The 16,057-nt window shown below is 65.5% G+C and carries 16 protein-coding genes and 1 pseudogene; 15 read left to right on the forward strand and 2 right to left on the reverse strand.

The window, feature by feature from the left end:
• Window positions 1–129 precede the first annotated feature (129 nt).
• The 9 genes from QTI45_RS18400 (at window position 130) to QTI45_RS18440 (ending at window position 8,881) form a co-directional block, all read left to right on the forward strand.
• A complete protein-coding gene (locus tag QTI45_RS18400; RefSeq protein ID WP_286655470.1) occupies window positions 130–804 on the forward strand; it encodes a DUF2628 domain-containing protein in 675 nt (224 codons plus the stop codon).
• Window positions 805–887: 83 nt separating this feature from the next.
• Window positions 888–1,985 (forward strand): lipocalin-like domain-containing protein, encoded by a 1,098-nt coding sequence (locus QTI45_RS18405; protein WP_286655471.1) that lies wholly within the window; start codon window positions 888–890, stop codon window positions 1,983–1,985.
• Window positions 1,986–2,069: 84 nt separating this feature from the next.
• Window positions 2,070–2,588, forward strand: a complete 519-nt coding sequence (locus QTI45_RS18410) for a hypothetical protein (protein WP_286655472.1) — start codon at window positions 2,070–2,072, stop codon at window positions 2,586–2,588.
• A 211-nt stretch (window positions 2,589–2,799) separates the two neighbouring features.
• Window positions 2,800–3,642 (forward strand): ABC transporter permease, encoded by an 843-nt coding sequence (locus QTI45_RS18415; RefSeq protein WP_286655473.1) that lies wholly within the window; start codon window positions 2,800–2,802, stop codon window positions 3,640–3,642.
• Window positions 3,632–4,873 (forward strand): ABC transporter ATP-binding protein, encoded by a 1,242-nt coding sequence (locus QTI45_RS18420; protein WP_286373570.1) that lies wholly within the window; start codon window positions 3,632–3,634, stop codon window positions 4,871–4,873. Before QTI45_RS18415 ends, QTI45_RS18420 begins: the two co-directional genes overlap by 11 nt.
• Before the next feature lie 12 nt (window positions 4,874–4,885).
• Window positions 4,886–5,770: a glycosyltransferase gene (locus tag QTI45_RS18425; RefSeq protein ID WP_286655474.1), complete on the forward strand. Its 885-nt coding sequence runs from the start codon at window positions 4,886–4,888 to the stop codon at window positions 5,768–5,770.
• Window positions 5,771–5,778: 8 nt separating this feature from the next.
• Entirely contained in the window at window positions 5,779–6,663 is an 885-nt protein-coding gene (locus QTI45_RS18430; RefSeq protein WP_286655475.1) for a glycosyltransferase, read from the forward strand.
• Entirely contained in the window at window positions 6,660–7,757 is a 1,098-nt protein-coding gene (locus QTI45_RS18435; protein WP_286373573.1) for a Gfo/Idh/MocA family protein, read from the forward strand. The genes QTI45_RS18430 and QTI45_RS18435 overlap by 4 nt, the downstream gene beginning before the upstream one ends.
• Window positions 7,757–8,881, forward strand: a complete 1,125-nt coding sequence (locus tag QTI45_RS18440) for an NAD-dependent epimerase/dehydratase family protein (RefSeq protein ID WP_286655476.1) — start codon at window positions 7,757–7,759, stop codon at window positions 8,879–8,881. The genes QTI45_RS18435 and QTI45_RS18440 overlap by 1 nt, the downstream gene beginning before the upstream one ends.
• On the opposite strand, the gene QTI45_RS18445 is transcribed toward QTI45_RS18440, so the two are convergent.
• The gene (locus QTI45_RS18445; protein WP_286655477.1) at window positions 8,844–9,383 is read right to left on the reverse strand and encodes an antibiotic biosynthesis monooxygenase; all 540 of its coding nucleotides are present in this window, start codon (window positions 9,381–9,383) and stop codon (window positions 8,844–8,846) included. The genes QTI45_RS18440 and QTI45_RS18445 overlap by 38 nt on opposite strands.
• 373 nt (window positions 9,384–9,756) lie before the next feature.
• Here QTI45_RS18445 and QTI45_RS18450 point away from each other — a divergent pair, with 373 nt between their 5' ends.
• The 3 genes from QTI45_RS18450 to QTI45_RS18460 all read left to right on the forward strand — a co-directional run bounded on the left by QTI45_RS18450 (window position 9,757) and on the right by QTI45_RS18460 (window position 11,449).
• Window positions 9,757–9,963, forward strand: a complete 207-nt coding sequence (locus QTI45_RS18450; RefSeq protein WP_286373576.1) for a hypothetical protein — start codon at window positions 9,757–9,759, stop codon at window positions 9,961–9,963.
• Between the two features lie 207 nt (window positions 9,964–10,170).
• A complete protein-coding gene (locus tag QTI45_RS18455) occupies window positions 10,171–10,581 on the forward strand; it encodes a hypothetical protein (protein ID WP_286655478.1) in 411 nt (136 codons plus the stop codon).
• 214 nt (window positions 10,582–10,795) lie between these two features.
• A complete protein-coding gene (locus QTI45_RS18460) occupies window positions 10,796–11,449 on the forward strand; it encodes a hypothetical protein (RefSeq protein ID WP_286655479.1) in 654 nt (217 codons plus the stop codon).
• A 268-nt stretch (window positions 11,450–11,717) separates the two neighbouring features.
• Here QTI45_RS18460 and QTI45_RS18465 read toward each other — a convergent pair whose 3' ends face one another.
• Entirely contained in the window at window positions 11,718–12,818 is a 1,101-nt protein-coding gene (locus tag QTI45_RS18465) for a DNA-binding protein (protein WP_286655480.1), read from the reverse strand.
• A gap of 276 nt (window positions 12,819–13,094) precedes the next feature.
• Between QTI45_RS18465 and QTI45_RS18470 the strand changes: the two genes are divergently transcribed.
• The 3 genes and pseudogenes from QTI45_RS18470 to QTI45_RS18480 all read left to right on the forward strand — a co-directional run.
• Window positions 13,095–14,126, forward strand: coding sequence for a site-specific integrase (locus tag QTI45_RS18470; protein ID WP_286655493.1), 1,032 nt, complete (start codon window positions 13,095–13,097; stop codon window positions 14,124–14,126).
• 229 nt (window positions 14,127–14,355) lie between these two features.
• Window positions 14,356–15,693, forward strand: coding sequence for a hypothetical protein (locus tag QTI45_RS18475; protein WP_286655481.1), 1,338 nt, complete (start codon window positions 14,356–14,358; stop codon window positions 15,691–15,693).
• A 199-nt stretch (window positions 15,694–15,892) separates the two neighbouring features.
• Window positions 15,893–16,057, forward strand: a pseudogene (locus tag QTI45_RS18480) (IS3 family transposase); the annotation flags it as partial.

Consider the following 16,057-nt stretch of genomic DNA (forward strand, 5'->3'; position numbering starts at 1 on the left):
GCGCCACGGCCCCATCTGTCCGCGGCATTGCTGAAAAAGTCACGCACGGCGCACGTAAGTCTTTCTGCTTCAGGATGTAACTGATACGCTCGGCGGGCAAGCTGATCCGCAACCTGGAAATCGTTGACGATGACACTCGCCCGATCTGGCACCTCGAACGGCGCCGAGGCAGCGCCCGCGCCTCGGGCGCGGTCTTCATCGCGGGTCGCGCAGAGCCAGGAAGAGCTCTATGCGCTGGTGATCGGCGAGGCCAACCTGCCGCGCTACCTGCGCAAGTTCGCACAGTTCGATCGCGACGGCAGGACCTCGGCGGGCTGGCACTGGGCGGCCTTCTTCGCCACTTTCTGGTGGCTGCTCTACCGCAAGAGCTGGCTGAACGCGGCGCTTTATCTCTTTCTGCCTGGGGTTCTGCTGGGCCTCGCCACCGCGATCGCAAGCCCGTTCGGCCCGGCAGCCGTGGGTGTCGCGACGCTGGCGATCGGCTTGCCGCTGCTGCTGCTGCCGCCCTTGTACGCGGACGCTGCCTACTACCGGCTGTGCAGGAAGCGGATCTCCACGGTTCTGAGGCTGGCCGGAAAGGACCCCGAAACGCTGCGGGCGCTGCTGGTCGGCCAGGGCGGCACGAGCCGGGCCGCGCCGATCCTCGCCACGCTGCTGGCGATCCCGCTGGCCGCGGGCATGCTGGCCGTGGTCTCGGTGGCGGCCGACCCGGACGACCGGGCGCGCGCCAGGGTGCTGCAGCCCTACGCCGACGGCGAAGTCGACCGCATGCAGGCCGACGCGCCAAGGACGCTCCGAACATGAAAGACGACGACCTCGCCAGAAACTACCATCGGTCCGGTTCGCGCTCGCGTTCCTCCCGCATCCGGAAGGCACGGCGAAAGGGCTTGTGGATCTTCTTCGCGACGATGGTGGTGGTCGTCGCTGCCGTCGGTGCCGGCCTGTCGTTGCTGGCCGACTCCGAGTCGGCATCGGTCGCCGCCGCCCGGGTCGCTGCAGCGGACGCCGGCCGAAAGCCCATCGAACGCACGGCGGCCCTGGCGCCGCTGAACCTGCCGGCCGACGACGCGCCCCATGGCTCCGCCATGGAATGGTGGTACTACAACGGCATTCTCGACGCCGCGGCGGGCCAACGCTATGCGTTCCACATCGCCGTCTTCGTCGCCAACGGCCTGGTCAAGCACACGGTCATGCACGCGGCGCTGATCGACCTGCAGACCGGAAAGCGCTACGCCAGCCAGACGCGCACCGGCGGCATTCCCATCGCGAGCAGCGCCAGCGGCTTCGATTTCCGGCAGGACGGCTGGCAGGTCGCAGCCTCGGGTCCGGCGCATCTGCTGCGCGTGGCCTTCGAAGGCGCTTCCCTCGCGCTCGACCTCAAGGACGCGCAGCCGCCGGTAGCCCACCGGGCCGCCGATTCGGCGACGCCGGGGCTGCTCGATTTCGGCAGCAGCGGCATCAGCTACTACTACTCGCGCCCCCGCATCGCGGCACAGGGCGAGATCAGCGTCGGCGGCAAGACGCTGGCGGTCAGCGGCGCGGTGTGGTTCGACCACCAGTGGGGCGAGTTCGATGTGCTGACGCTGGGATGGAACTGGTTCGCCCTGCACCTGGCGGACGGCTCCGACCTGATGCTCTACCAGCTGTTCGACATGGACGGACGCAAGGTCATGACCGCCGGCACGGTCTCGAACGCCAAGGGCTCGGCGCCGCTGAAGGCCGGGGAGGTCGAGCTGATCCCGGGCGGCACATGGACCAGCCCCAAGACCGGGATCACCTATGTCGTCGAATGGGGCGTCAAGACGCCGTCCGGATTGCTGAACGTCAAGCCCTACTTCCCCGATGGCGAGTTCGATTCGTCGCGGACGACGGCGAACATCTACTGGGAAGGTCCGGTGAAGGTGACGGGGAGTTCCGGCGGCGAGGGCTTCCTCGAGTTGAGCGGCTACGATCGCGTGAAGGCCAAGCCGGCCTTTCGCAACTGAAAGAGAAAGGGAGCGACTGCAGCCGGGCGACGCGCGAGTCGAGCCCGGGCTGGGTGTCTTATGGTGTTTGATCAGGGATTTGCGGTGGTTCTCGGCGTGGCGGTGGGTGCGCTGGCCGGGATCGTCGGCGGCGCGCTTGCGGGCTGGCGCCAGTCGAGAATCGAAACGGAAAAATGGCTGCGCACGCGCGAAGAGCAGGCGCGCGCCGAGACCCGGGGCGCGGTCGCGACGCTCGCCAGCACATTGGCTTCGACGGCGCATTCGATGATGTGGGCCACCTTCAAGGCGCTCACCTCGGGCAAGGCCAGCCTCGAGACGCTGGCCTCCTTCGAGGTCGAGTTCCACGCCGAAGTGGCCGGGCTGGTCGGCGCCCAGATGCGACTGGCCGAACTCGACTTCGGGCTCTACCAGAAGGTCACGCCCTATGTCGGCCAGGTCATCGCGCTCGGCGGCGGCACCTATGCGGCGCTGCGGGCCTCGATGGAGAAGGCGCTCGATGCCGAGGAGCAACTGCGGGCCCGCAACCAGGAGGCGCTCGACCTGATCAGGGAGGTGCCCACCAAGGTGGCGGGCCTCCTGGCGCCCGCCGGCTCGCCAACCTGAAACGCAGGAGCAACGCCTTTCATGGACACTGTGCCTTATTGCCCGACCCGGTACTGATTTTGCTTTCAGCCAGTCCGTTATCTCCTTTGACATACCGAGATTTGTAGTCACTAAGTGTTATGATTCCCGACATGTATCATGTTGCAACATTGTTTCCAGACGCCGGTCAAGAAGTAACCCTTCGTTTCGATCGGAATTGGGGCGCTCGTCGATGACCAGCGCCAGCAACACCCCCCATCTCATTCTCAAACCAGGCCTTCGGGGAGTTCTCTTCCCGTTCAAGGAGGTTCTGGAATACCGGGATCTCTTGCACATCCTCGCCCTGCGGGACGTGAAGCTTCGCTATCGGCAGACCGCCGTGGGCGTGGTCTGGGTGCTCCTGCAACCGCTGATTGGCGCCTGGCTGTTCGCATTCGTATTCGGGCGCGTCGCGAAATTGCCGACCGGCGACGACCGAATCCCTTATTTCATATTCAGCTATGCCGGCCTGCTGATCTGGAATGCCTTCATCCAGATACTCCAGAAGTCCAGCGAATCGCTGGTGAGCAATTCGGGCCTGGTCAGCAAGATATATTTTCCCCGCGTCGTCTTGCCGCTTTCCACGGTGCTCGGCGTATTGATCGATTTCGCCATCGGCGCGGTGGTGCTGGCATTGCTCATGGCGATCTACGGCATCGCTCCGAGCGTCTCGCTGCTGTTCATGCCGGTCGCGCTGCTGATGGCCATCCTGCTGGCTCTGGGCATCGGACTGTGGGCCGCCGCGCTCAATGTGAGCTATCGCGATGTCCGGTACGTGGTCCCCGTGTTCGCCCAGTTCCTGCTCTGGGCGAGCCCCGTGGCCTATGCCTCTTCGAATATCCCGGCATCGGCGCAATGGTTCGTCGCGCTGAATCCGATGGTCGGCATCCTCGAGTCGTTCCGCTGGGCGGTGCTGGGCATTCCGGTTGCGAACTGGAGCCTGGTGGTGGTGAGCGCCGTGGCCTCGGTCTTGTTGTTCGTCATTGGCTCGGCCATCTTCCAGCGGCACGAGCGGAGATTTGCAGATGTCATCTGAGCTTGCGCTTTCGGTCCGCGGGCTCACCAAGGAGTACCGGATCGTCCACAAGTCGCAGCAGCACAACCGGGTCACCGATGCCGCTGTCGCCGCGCTGAAGGGCGTCTTCGTTCCCCAGGAGTTCGAGACTTTCCGCGCCCTGGACGAGGTGTCGTTCGACGTCAAGAAGGGCGATGTGCTCGGCGTGGTGGGCCGCAACGGCGCCGGCAAGAGCACGCTCTTGAAGGTACTCAGCCGGATCACCGAGCCGACCGCGGGCGAGGTTCACCTCTACGGCAAGGTCGGCTCGCTGCTCGAGGTCGGAACCGGCTTCCATCCCGAACTGACCGGGCGCGAGAACATCTACCTGAACGGCTCGATCCTCGGGATGCGCAGCCGCGAGATCACCCGGCAGTTCGACGCCATCGTCGACTTCGCCGAGGTCGAGCGCTTTCTCGATACGCCCGTCAAGCGCTATTCGAGCGGCATGTACGTCCGCCTGGCATTCGCGGTCGCGGCCCACCTGAACCCTGAAATCCTGATCGTGGACGAAGTCCTGGCGGTCGGCGACACGCAGTTCCAGGAGAAGTGCCTCGGCAAGATGAAGGACGTCAGCAGCCAGGAAGGCAAGACGGTCCTGTTCGTCAGCCACAACATCGCGGCGGTGAAGGCCTTGTGCAACAAGGGCCTGCTGCTGGCCAACGGCAAGCTGCTCATGCAGGGCTCCGCGGACGAGGTGCTCGCCGAGTACGCGAAGCGGGCGCCGGTGTCGATCACGGCACTGTCCAAGCCCGGAGTCGACGGCAACCTGCGGCTGGTGGACCTGAAGATCAACGGCGTCCAGACGGCGGTGAGCGATGTCGATTTCCTGAAGCCGGTGACGATCGAACTGGTGATGGAAGCCTCCCAGCCCACGCCGCTCTGCATCCCGTATCTGCGCTGGCAGGACGCCAACGGCATCGTGCTGTCCGAGATCTGGGGCCCCGAGGAGGCCGTCGACTTCCAGAAGTACGCGGGCCGGTTCTCTTTCCGGATGTCGCTGGAAACGATGAACCTGCTGCCCGGGCGCTACTTCATCGACTACTTCCTGCACGATGCCGCCGGCAAGGAAGTCTTCGCGGCGCCGGAGTGCGTTCAGCTCGAAGTGCATCCGGTGGCCTTGCCGGGCGCGCCCCGGGCCTACGAGGCGCGCCATGGCCTGCTGCGGCTCGCCAGCCGCCTGACCCAGCAAGCGGTTCCGCCGCAGGCGTGAGCCATGGGGCCCGTGGACCTGGAGGCCTTGACGGCTTCCTACAACTCGGCGGCAACGCTGGCCGGCACCCTGGCCTCCGCATGGGAACGCAACCGCATTCCCGTGCTGCTGGTGGACGACGGCTCCACGGACGGCTCTGACGATTTCGCGGCCGGCTGCGAAGGGGTGCGGGTCATCAGGCAAAGCAACGCCGGCCCCTCGGTGGCCCGCAATCGGGCGATCCTCGAGAGCCGGGCGGCATTCGTGCTGTTCCTGGACAGCGACGATCTGCTGCTGCCCGGCTACCGGGAGGCCTTCGAGGCGGCCCTGGCCGCGCATCCCGACGCCGACGTCTTCGTTTGCGGCATGCAGGTGGTCGACGACGACGGGCGGCCGATCGGGCACAACGCGGCGCCGAGCCTGCAGCCGACGGCCTTCCTGAGCATCCTGGGCGGCGAACCGGTGCCGACCAACGGCATCGTCGTGCGGCGGGAGATCTTCGCCCGCAGCGGATTGTTCCAGCCGGGACTGCATCACGCGGAGGACCTCGATCTCTGGCTGCGCATCGCCGCAGCGACCGACAAGTGGGTCCGCATGGACCACACGCTGGCCGTGTATCGCCTGCGGGCCGGGTCATTGAGCAAGAACGGGAACGCCATGTGGCAGGGCATCCGCCAGGTGGTCGCGAAGGCAGCCGGACGGCCGGTGGGAGCTTCTCGCCAGCGCCGCGCCACGGCCCGCCACGGGGTCGCGAATGCTGCCCGCTACGTCTATCTGACGGCCTTTTCGCCGCTGCTCAGGCAGCAGGCGCGGTCGTCGGTGGCAGGCGCGCTGCGCGAACTCGCGAGGCTCCCGGTCCGCTTCTGGCCGCTGGCGCTGCACGACGGATACACCAGCATCCGCCGACGACGGAAGTGAACCCGGCAATGGCTGATTTCAGCATCATCATTCCCTGCTACAAGCAGGCCCACCTGCTGCCGAAGGCGATCGAGTCGGCGCTGCAGCAGAAGCAGGACGGGGATCTGGACCTGGAAGTGATCGTCGTCGACGACGGCTCGCCGGACGCAGCCGCGGAAGTCGCCGGCCGCTACGAGGGCGTGATCGTCATACGGCAGGCCAACGCCGGCCTCAGCGCGGCGCGCAATCGCGGCATCCTGCGATCGACCGGCCGCTACCTCCTGTTTCTGGACTCGGACGACTTCCTGCGGCCGGGCATGCTGGCGGCTGCAGCGCGCGCGCTGGCGCAGGACCCCGGCATCGACGTGGTCCACGGACTGGCCGATGTGGTGGACGAGGGCGGCGAGCGGATCCTGGCGGAGTTCGGCGGCCGCGACCTGAGCGTCGATCCCTTCCACATCCTGCTGCGGGGCAACGTCGGGCCACCGGTCACCTTCGTCGTGCGCCGCGAGGCCTTGGCGCGCGCGGGGGTCTTCGACACCGGACTGCGCTCCTGCGAGGACTGGGACCTGTGGCTGCGCATCGCGGCCGGCGGCGCCAGGTTCAGCTTGGTGCGCGAAATGCGCAGCGGCTACCGGACGGTGCCCGGCAGCATGAGCAAGAACCTGGAAGTGATGTGGCGAACCGGCAGCGAGGTGCTTCGCCGCAGCGTGAAACTGCACCCGGACTGCCGGCTGTGCCGCGAGGCGCAGCAAGCCGGCTTCGCTTCGCTGTCGCTGTCGGTGCGTCCCTTGCTGCGGGATGTGGTCCGGGCCCCCGGCGGTGCCTTGCGCGGCGCGCGCATCCTGCTGCGCAACCCGCGGCTGCTGGCCTGGCAATTGCGATGGATTTTGAAAAGAGGACTGGGTCAATGAATGGCATGGAAACGGGGAATGGCGCGGGTGCTCCGCTTCGAGTCCTTATCGTCGGCTGCGGCGCTCTGGTCGAGGAATACCAGGGTCCGGCGGCCCGGGAGGCCCAGCGCCTGGGGCTGCTCGAGGTGGTCGGCCTGGTGGACCGCAGCGAAGACCGGTTGGCCCGGTGCAGCAGGTTCTTTCCCTCGGCGGCGCGCTACACCGATCTGGACGCCGCCTGCGAGGCGGACCTGGCGCTGATCGCGACGCCGGCTCGCAGCCATTCGAGCCTCGCGCTGGCGATGCTGGGGCGCCACTGCCACCTGCTGGTCGAGAAGCCCATGTGCGCTTCTGCCGCCGAAGCCGCCGCCATGCAGGCGGAGGCGGATCGCTTGGACCGCGTGCTGGCCGTCGGCCATTTCCGGCGCTTCTTTCCGGCCCTCGAAACGATCCGCTCGATGATCGGCTCCGGCGTCTTCGGCCCGGTGCGGCGCATCGTGGCGGAGGAGGGCGGCCTGTTCCGATGGCCTGCGGCCTCGGCCGGATTCTTCACGCGGGAGGAGGGCGGCGGCGGCGTCACGCTGGACATCGGCATCCACATGCTCGAGATCCTGGTCTCGTGGCTCGGCGTGCCGGAGGTCCTGGACTACGCCGACGACGCCATGGGCGGCGTGGAGCTCAACAGTGCCGCCCGGCTGCGTTGGGCGAGCGGCGCCGAGGCCGAGATCCGGCTCAGCTGGGATGTCGAGCTGGCCAATCGCTACCGCGTCGAATTCGAACGCGCCACCGTCACCTGGCGCACCGGCCAGGCGACCGACCTGCTGATCGAGATGGACGGCGTGTCGGCCCCGCAGCTGGCGACCAGCCGCCGCGCCCATGGCAGCAGCGCCGAGTATTCCCTGCCCCAGCATGGCTACCTGGGCGCCTTCACGGCCCAATGGAAGGATGTCGTCGATGCGATCCGAGAAAAGCGCGAGCCGCGCGTGACGAGCCGCACGGCAGGCGCCGCGCTGGCGCTGGTGGAGTCGATGTACGGCCGCAAGCGGCTCCTGGACATCCCGTACCTGGAGCCCGCCGAGCAGCTCCGGGCCCGGCAACTGGCGGGGGTCCAATGATGAAAGTCGCTTTGCTCGGCGGTTCCGGATTCGTCGGAACACGGCTGCTGGAGAAATGGCTGCTCTCGGGCTCGCACGATGTACGCGTCGTCGTCAGGAGCCCCGGCAGCCTGGCCCGCATGGCCCGCTTCGCGCTTCCGGAATGGGAGCAGGCCGATGTGTTCGATGCCGGGTCGCTGTCGCGCGCCATCGAGGGTTGCGACACGATGGTCCATGCGATCGTCGGCGATGCGGACCAGATCGCCACGGCCGCGCAAGCCGCGCTGGAGGCATGCCGATCCGCCGGCGTGCGGCGCCTCGTGTACCTGAGCAGCGCGTCCGTGCATGGGCAGAATCCGCCGCCGGGCACCAACGACCTGAGCCCGCTGCGGGACGACCAGCCGGCCGAGTACAACAACGCCAAGGTGCGGGCCGAGCGGCTGCTGCGCGATGCTTCGGGCGTGGAGGTCTGCATCCTCAGGCCCGGCATCGTCTATGGACCGCGCAGCCAATGGTTCAGCGGCCTGCCGCGCGCATTGCGCTCCCGGCAGGCCTTCCTGGTCGAGGGCGGGCAGGGCATCTGCAACCACATCTATGTCGACAACCTGGTCCATGCGATCGAGTTGGGCCTCGTGCATCCGCGGGCGACCGAAGGTCCTTTCTATGTGGCGGACGATGCCGCACTGAGCTGGCGCGAGTTCTACCGTCCGGTCGTTCAGGCGCTCGGATTCGATGTCTCGGATTTCCAGGTCGTTCCGGCGGCGCCGCCGAGACCGCCGACCTTGCGGGACCGCGTGATGCGGGTCAATCGGGGCCGCGCCTCCCAGCTGCTCATGCCGATGTTCAGCCGCCGCCTGAAGGACGCCGTCAAGGCCGGCCTGGATCGCTACTCGGCAGCCGCGGTGCCGAACGGTTTCGTGCTGCCGCAGCCCGGCGCGCCGGCTGCCGACTGGGAGATCAGCCAGTTGCACACCTGCGCGACGCGGCTGCCCATGGACCGTGCCGTCGAGATCCTGGGCTACGCGCCGCCGCTCGGCACCACCGAGGCACTGGATCGCAGTGCGCGCTGGCTGGCGGGCATGTGGGGAACTGCGGCGCCGGCCGATCCTACGGCCTCGACCGACGGGCGAACAGCCAGGGCCTGAAAAGCTTCGTCAGCTGCGGCGCCACGACCCAGGTCATCAGCAGGACGACCGCGAGCGAGAGCACGACCGTTCGCGGCAGCAGCCACCACGACTTGAGCAGGTCGCTGGTCAGCAGGAACAGCACATAGACCGTGGGGCAGATCCCCAGCCAGGTCACCACGGCCACCTTCCATCGCGGTGGGTTCGATGGCGCAGTGCGAAACCACAATCCCAGGCCCGACACCGGCTTGAAGCTGGGCTTGCCCTGGACCAGCGGCTCGGCCGCTTCCAGCCCCCGCTTGCGCTCCGGCGACTCCAGCCAGGCGTCCAGGCTGGATTGCCGATCGAACGCCAGCACGACGTGGTACATCGCGTCCTCGACCTCCGGGTCGTCGCCCGGATGGACCAGCTGGGCGCCCAGGTAGCCCTCGAAGCGGGCCGCGGCCTCCATCAGCGTCCGGGTCATTCGTTCGAAGTCCGCTTCACAGCCGGCCCTGACGTTGCGGCTGATCAGGACTGTCACTGCATGCTCGCTCAATTTCTGCTCCCACTTGCTTGGCTCCGCATCAGCGCGAGAGCCCCACGATATTGCCACTGGTGGTTCGCGGGGTGCGGGACGGCTGCCGATCCGCCGCACGCGTACAATCGCGCCCGAAGTCCGCCTTGTTCAGGCGCTCGGCCGAGCCAGGCAACCCGTCTTTTCGCGACAGGTTCCGCTCGACGCGAAGCACCTGTCCGAGCCGCTCAAACCACACCCCGAACCTGGCGTCGTTGCCTGGCTGGACAAGCCAGGCCAACGATCATTCGTGCCCGTTCGACGAACCGCTCGCGCCTGCGTACGCCTGATCCGAACGGCGGGCGGCAGAGCCATTTTTTTGACAACCGAGATCACTCGCATGACCACATCTTCCATCGCTACGCCGGCAACGCCCGTCACCACCGAAGGCGCACCGGTCGTCAAGACGACTTTCCATGGAGAGAGCCCCTGGGCAGCCCTGCACCTCATCGCTCACGACGCCGCAGCCGCTGAGGCAACGCCCCGCACGCGGCTGAAGCCGGCGGCCAAGGCGAAGAGCCCGAAGAAGGCAGCACTGCACCAGTGACAGCCCCCTTGCTGCCTGCCGCTCGCGTGTTGCGGCTGGAAGCTACTTGTCACTTGTATTTCCCGATGTAATTCGACAGCCTTCGCTGAACCGGTTATGTTGGTTGGCCGTCGCAAATCCCTGTCAACCAAGGGCTCAAAGTCATCGTTTTGCTCTGACCTCTGCCGATGGCGAGGCGAATCGACCTCCAACTCCCAAGGAAACGCAATGACAAAACTTCTCGCAGTCATGATCGCCGGCCTGTTCGCAGGGGGCGCCTATGCTCAAAATCCGGCCGGCACCTCGTCGGAGCAACAACCCGTGACCAACAGCAAGGCCCAGAATCGCGCTCAAGCCAGGGTCGATGCGCGCCCGCAAGGCAATGTGAAGAAGCCGACGGGCGACCTGGCCACCAGCCCCGAACTCAATCCCGAGGCCAGCGGCGGCAAGGCTGCAGCGGCGGGTCAGAACAGGGCCAACGCCAGGCCCCAAGGCAACGTGAAGAAGCCGACCGGCGACCTGGCCACCACTCCCGAACTCAATCCCGAAGCCAGCGGCGGCAAGGCCGCGAACACGGGACAGGCCAGGGTCGGCGCGCGCGATGCCAGGGCCGCGGCCAAGAAGCAAGCCGCCAATTGACCGTTTCGGCGTCCGATCGAAGAGCGCCTGGCGCTTTTCGATCTCCAGGGGCGTCACAGAGGTCGCGCGGAGGAGGGCGATTCGCCTGCGCCTCGGAGATTGTTGTTTTCTGCACTGACTGCCATCCGCGCGCGCCTTTCCGCTGGCGAAATCCAGTTCAGTAACAAAACGTGTGATCAAATCGCTTCCAGTTGCGATCAACGAGGAGCGATCCATGCGCAGAGTCGTGAGTGCCGCTTTCGCGACCGCGCTGGTCTGCGGCTGTGCCACGCCGGCGGCGACCGGACCGGGCCAGGGAGAAGGCGCGGCCTACGTTCCGATGGTCGACATGGAGGGCGTGGCGCCAGCCGCCTTCGCTTCGGACCTGGATGCCTGCCGCACGGCCGCCGAGAAGATCCGGGTCATGCGCACCGGACCCAGCAACTCCGACGTCCTGGACGTTGTCGCAGTGGGCGTTGCGATCGTCTTTCCTTTGGGGGTGGTGGCGGCCGCGGCGATCGGCGGCATCGCAGCCGTGGTCACCGACAGTCCGAACGGCGTGCCTGCCGGCCCCAAGATGATGCAGACCGCGCTGGTCAACTGCATGGCTCGGCAGGGTTACAGGAACCTCGATCCCCAGGTGACGGCGACCTACATCGTGCCGCCCAAGGCCGACCCGCAGTCGCTGGCTCGCAAGACCGGCCAGGACACCTACGTCGCCGAGAGCTATGCGAAGGCGAACAACTGCGGCGTCACGCCTCGAGCCGTGCTGCAGGACAAGGGGCCGGGGTTCGAGCGCTACAGCGTGGCATGCGCCGATGGACGCTCCATGGCGCTGCGCTGCGAGTTCGGCAACTGCACCTCGCAGGTCGTCGCTTCGGTGGATTGATCTCGCTGGAAAGAAACACAATCTTCATTATGTTAACTTATTGAGTGATCGAAGGATTCCTCGCGGACCGATCGGCGGCCCGGGGTTGGGACGGCTGTGTGGAAGCCGGTGGCCCGATTGCGGCATTGCCCGATCAGCTAGCGAGCAGGCGCCTCAGCCCGCCGTTGAGCGCTTGTTCTTCATGCAGTTCGCGAACGGCTCAGCTCGCTGATGGTCTTTCAGGTTCACATTAATGGGGCTGGATAGACGCGGGATAGTGACAGCGCGCTCATTTGGTTGATTTTTTGGGGCGCGCCGGAGGGTCGGCTTCGCGACCTTCGCTGTGGATTTCCAGCTGGCGCAGCGCTGCCACCGTCGCCGCTTGCCCCTCACGCAGCTGCGAAATCTCGCGCTCGGCCTGCCGCTGCTGGCGCTCCAGCTGCGAGGCCAGATCGCCGGCTCGCTGCTCTGCCCCGGCGGCGCGCTCTCGGAGCGTCGCAAGTTTGACCCGGCCCTCCTGCTGCTGGCGGGACCACGCGGCGGCCGCATCGCGATGCGCGGCCTTCTCGGCCTGAAGCGCCTGCTGTGCCGACTCCTGCGCGGCGCGTGCTGCGTCGAGGTCCGCCGCGCGGGCCTTACGCTCCTTCGCTAGATCTGCGGCGAGCTGGCGCGCGGCCGCTCGTTCGCGATCGACGTCGGCCAGAAGCCGGCGCTCGTGGGCGACATGGCGCTGTTCGGCCTCCCTGGCGTCACGTTGCGCAGCGCCCAGTTCCATCGCCGCCTTCTCCCTCAGGGCTTCCTTGCCGGCCACGGTCTCCTCGAATGCCTTGCGCAACCGGCGTACCTCGGCTTCGGAGTCGCTGAGGAGGCGAGCCGATTCCTGCTGCTGCGTGTGCATCTGGGCCTCGATCGCCGCGACTGCCTGCCGGGAAGACGCCAGTGCCTCATCGAGCGCCACGCGGGCTTGCTCGAAGGATGCCTCGCGCTGAGTGAGCTCCGACTCCTTCCGGGAGAGCGCCTCGCGCTGCAACTCTATCTCGTGCCGGGCCGCCTCGGTCTTCTGGACCTGCACCTGGTCGGCCTCGCGGCGGGCGGCCTCCCAGAACAGCTTGGCGGCCTGGACGATGCCCTGGGGCAGCTGATGCGCCTCGCCGTCGGCCAGGTTGGCTCCCTGGCCATCCAGGCGCTTGCCGAGCGTGGCGAACCAGCGCTCCAGCATAGGGCTCACGGTGTTGGGCGAGCCGCTGCCGATCTTCTGGCGCACGCGCTCGATGGTCGGGCGCAGGCCTTCATGCACGAGCGCATCCGCGGCTTCCCAAACCTGGGCCTCCTGGATGCCACGTCCGCTTCGGATCGGATGAATGTTGCCGCTCGAACTTTTCAGATCCATGCGGTCTTTCCTCGGTGTCTTTTACTTACGATAATAATAGATTATCGGAAACTATGTAGAATACACGTTAGACATCATACATGGCATGTGTGATAAATAACGATAAGACGGCCTGAGGTGGACATCGTCCGTCCCTGTCCGCCGAGCAAATGCCGCTGGAGGTCATCTATGAAATCTGCTGAGAAAACGTCGCCGTCCCAGGTGCCCAAGGTGTCCAAGGCCTTGGTGCCCTTGAAAACCGACCACGCGCTGCTCGACCCCAGCCAGCTGTCCGACATGGCCGAGGAAGCCGCGCACGACTTGATGGCCGAGGGCGAGTCGGACAACACGCGCCTGGCGTACCGCGCCGCCATGCGCTACTGGGCCGCCTGGTTCGGCGCGCGCTATGGCCAGCAGATGGCGCTGCCGGTGGCCGTCCCCGTGGTGGTCCAGTTCATCGTCGACCACGCTCAGCGCTCGACCAAGGCGGGCCTCGAGCACCAGCTGCCGCCCGAGATTGACCAGGCGCTGGTGGAAGCCGGCTTTAAGGGAAAGCTCGGGGCGCCGGCGCTGAACACCCTGGTGCACCGGGTCTCAGTGCTCTCGATGGCGCACCACGTCTCCAAGCAGCCCAATCCGTGCGTCGACCCTGCGGTGAAGGCACTCCTGAGCAAGACCAGAAAAGCCTATGCGAAGCGCAACGCCCTGCCTCACAAGCAACGTGCGCTGACCAAGGAGCCGCTGGAGGCGGTACTGGAGACCTGCGACGACTCGCTGAAAGGAAAACGTGACCGCGCCCTCCTCCTCTTCGCCTGGGCCTCGGGCGGACGCCGGCGCTCGGAGGTGTCAGAAGCCGCCTTCGAGAACCTGCACCGCGGGGATGAAGGCGCCTATCTGTACACGCTGGCGAGTTCGAAGACGAACCACAACGGGAAGATCCGGGCGGAAGATGTAAAGCCGGTGGTGGGGTCGGCGGCCGTGGCACTCGAGGCCTGGCTCAAGGCGAGCGGGATCACGTCGGGGCCCCTCTTCCGGCGGATCCTCAAGAACGGCAAGCTCGGCACCGATGGGCTCTCGGGGACGGCGGTGCGGGACGTTGTGAAGGCGCGATGTGCGCTGGCCGGTGTGGGGGAGGATTTCTCGGCCCATTCGCTGCGCTCGGGGTTCGTGACCGAGGCGGGACGGCAGAACATGCCGCTGCAGGAAACGATGGCGATGACGGGGCATCGGAGTGTGGAGACGATCGGGGGGTATTTCAGGGCGGGGGCAGCGCACGTGAGCGCCGTCGCAAGGATGATGGATCCGGGAAAGCCGGTCGACAAGACTTAGGGGTTGACGCGGCTAAGCAAGGCGCCGAGTTCTAGTCACAGAGTTGGCAAATGTGGAAGGGCTGGCCGAGATTACCTTGCATCCACCGCTGCAGGGCCTACTCAACGAACCCATTCATCTTTCTTGCAATTGCTGTTCACTTTTCCGAGGCGTATCGTCGCCTGCTCCGCCGCGGTTCGCCAACTGCAGGCTGCGCGCGCTCTGTCTCATCCTGGCTGTGAGGAGTTCCATGTCGCTGTTCGTGCACACCTCGACCTTCAAGATCAACACCTGCGTTCATCGACAGGCCTACGGCAATTTGCCGGCGGGGGGCATACGCGTGCGACTGGCCACCCTTAGCGGGATTCTCTCGGGCAATGAGCAAGTTCACATTGGCCCGCGGCAGCGACCCAGGTATCAGGAACTGCACTCGGACGACACGTATCAGGCGCTCGACGTTTGCTTCGACGAGAGTGCGGTTGCGAGCTTGGCCGACATGGTGTTCACCAGTCTGGGGGTACTGAGCCTCTCGCAACTAACCTTCCGTTTTCTCGACTTCGGCTTTCTCTACGTGGTGGCCGGCTTTACGCTGTCAGGGTCGATGGCAGATCCCTCGACTGTGCCCATGACCGACATATCTAGGCAAATCAAGCGCTTGCTTGACGATCTTCAGTCTGGGGAGACTGGCCACTCCCTATTTAGAACCCTGACCAACGAACAGCTCATTGAATCGACGGCGCTGCAGGAAGGCGACTCCTCGAGCTTGCTGTCGTCAGTGCCGTTCGAATGGGACGATCACTACGTTTACGGCACGCACATGTTCCTGATTGGGGAGACGCCGGAAGTGGTGGAGGAGTACAAGAAGGGGTTCGAAGTACTCGACGTCAAACTGTCTTACGACGATGTCACGATTTACTTGTCAGAGGAGTTCCCTCTCTGGGTCAGTCCTAGGCGGATAGCCTTCGACGAACTCATGTATTTCCTGGATGCCGACTGTATTTACCTGGCCGAACAGACATTTCATTCTTCGTGCATCAACGGCTACCAGCGCATCCTCAAGCAATTCGTGGCCTCAAACGAAACGACGCCCCAGACGATGACGGAAAGTGTGAGAGCGCGGTGGAGCGGATGGTGGCGGAGGCCTGGGTCGTCCCAGAGCTTGTTAACCAGCCACGAACTGAGGCATATCCTCATTCGCGACAAGTTGACACTAACGCAGATCGCGCAGCGCAGCGAGTGCTTTGATTCCGATCAGAACAAGTACCTGAAGGCGTGCAAGGCGCTGTATTCGCTGGAGCAGGGCTTTGAGCTTTATCAGGATGTCGAGGAAACCCTTAAGTATGTGGTGCATGACCAGGAGCAGAAGGACAAAGAGGAAACGGACGCAACGATCCAAATACTGGTGGCATGCTTTGCGGCCCTCGCCGTCTTGTCCGTCATGGCTGACCTTGTTGGATTGATCAATCTGCCGCGAGTTATCCCCGAGCAGTTGCGCTGGAGGCGGCTCGCAACGATCTTGACGGTTCTGGCAGTGCTGCTCTATCTGATATGGCGCTTCGGGGCCAAACGCCGAAGGACTCGAACGTAGAGACCCTGGGTGCCAGGTCTTGGCCGGCTGCGCTGATGTGCGACGCGGACGCAAATCACGTGTTGGCGACGAAGCCGAAGCGCGCCAACTTGTCGAGGAAGGGGGTAGTCGTCCTTTCTATGCAGAAAGATGTTGAGTTCCATGCAATCCTGACCCGGCGGGGATGCGGACGAAAACTTGGACTACCAGGAGGTAGTTCATGTATTCATACGACGACAGAATCCGAGCCGTTGAGCTTTACATCAAGCTTGGTAAACGGGTTAGGCCCACCATCAGACAGTTGGGTTACCCAACCAAGAACGCTTTGAAGGGCTGGTACCGCGAGTATCAGCAGCGCCTCGACCTGCCAGTGCGCTATGCAGGT

Source organism: Variovorax saccharolyticus (genome assembly GCF_030316765.1).
In the GTDB taxonomy this organism is placed as follows: Bacteria; Pseudomonadota; Gammaproteobacteria; order Burkholderiales; family Burkholderiaceae_C; genus Variovorax; species Variovorax saccharolyticus.

Excerpts from the sequence above, each read along its gene's own strand:
- QTI45_RS18455 (WP_286655478.1), top strand. The coding sequence starts at position 10,171 with ATGACAAAACTTCTCGCAGTCATGATCGCCGGCCTGTTCGCAGGGGGC.
- QTI45_RS18430 (WP_286655475.1), top strand. The coding sequence starts at position 5,779 with ATGGCTGATTTCAGCATCATCATTCCCTGCTACAAGCAGGCCCACCTG.
- QTI45_RS18420 (WP_286373570.1), top strand. The coding sequence starts at position 3,632 with ATGTCATCTGAGCTTGCGCTTTCGGTCCGCGGGCTCACCAAGGAGTAC.
- QTI45_RS18470 (WP_286655493.1), top strand. The coding sequence starts at position 13,095 with ATGGCCGAGGAAGCCGCGCACGACTTGATGGCCGAGGGCGAGTCGGAC.
- QTI45_RS18415 (WP_286655473.1), top strand. The coding sequence starts at position 2,800 with ATGACCAGCGCCAGCAACACCCCCCATCTCATTCTCAAACCAGGCCTT.
- QTI45_RS18435 (WP_286373573.1), top strand. The coding sequence starts at position 6,660 with ATGAATGGCATGGAAACGGGGAATGGCGCGGGTGCTCCGCTTCGAGTC.
- QTI45_RS18450 (WP_286373576.1), top strand. The coding sequence starts at position 9,757 with ATGACCACATCTTCCATCGCTACGCCGGCAACGCCCGTCACCACCGAA.
- QTI45_RS18400 (WP_286655470.1), top strand. The coding sequence starts at position 130 with ATGACACTCGCCCGATCTGGCACCTCGAACGGCGCCGAGGCAGCGCCC.
- QTI45_RS18475 (WP_286655481.1), top strand. The coding sequence starts at position 14,356 with ATGTCGCTGTTCGTGCACACCTCGACCTTCAAGATCAACACCTGCGTT.
- QTI45_RS18460 (WP_286655479.1), top strand. The coding sequence starts at position 10,796 with ATGCGCAGAGTCGTGAGTGCCGCTTTCGCGACCGCGCTGGTCTGCGGC.
- QTI45_RS18465 (WP_286655480.1), bottom strand. The coding sequence starts at position 12,818 with ATGGATCTGAAAAGTTCGAGCGGCAACATTCATCCGATCCGAAGCGGA.
- QTI45_RS18440 (WP_286655476.1), top strand. The coding sequence starts at position 7,757 with ATGAAAGTCGCTTTGCTCGGCGGTTCCGGATTCGTCGGAACACGGCTG.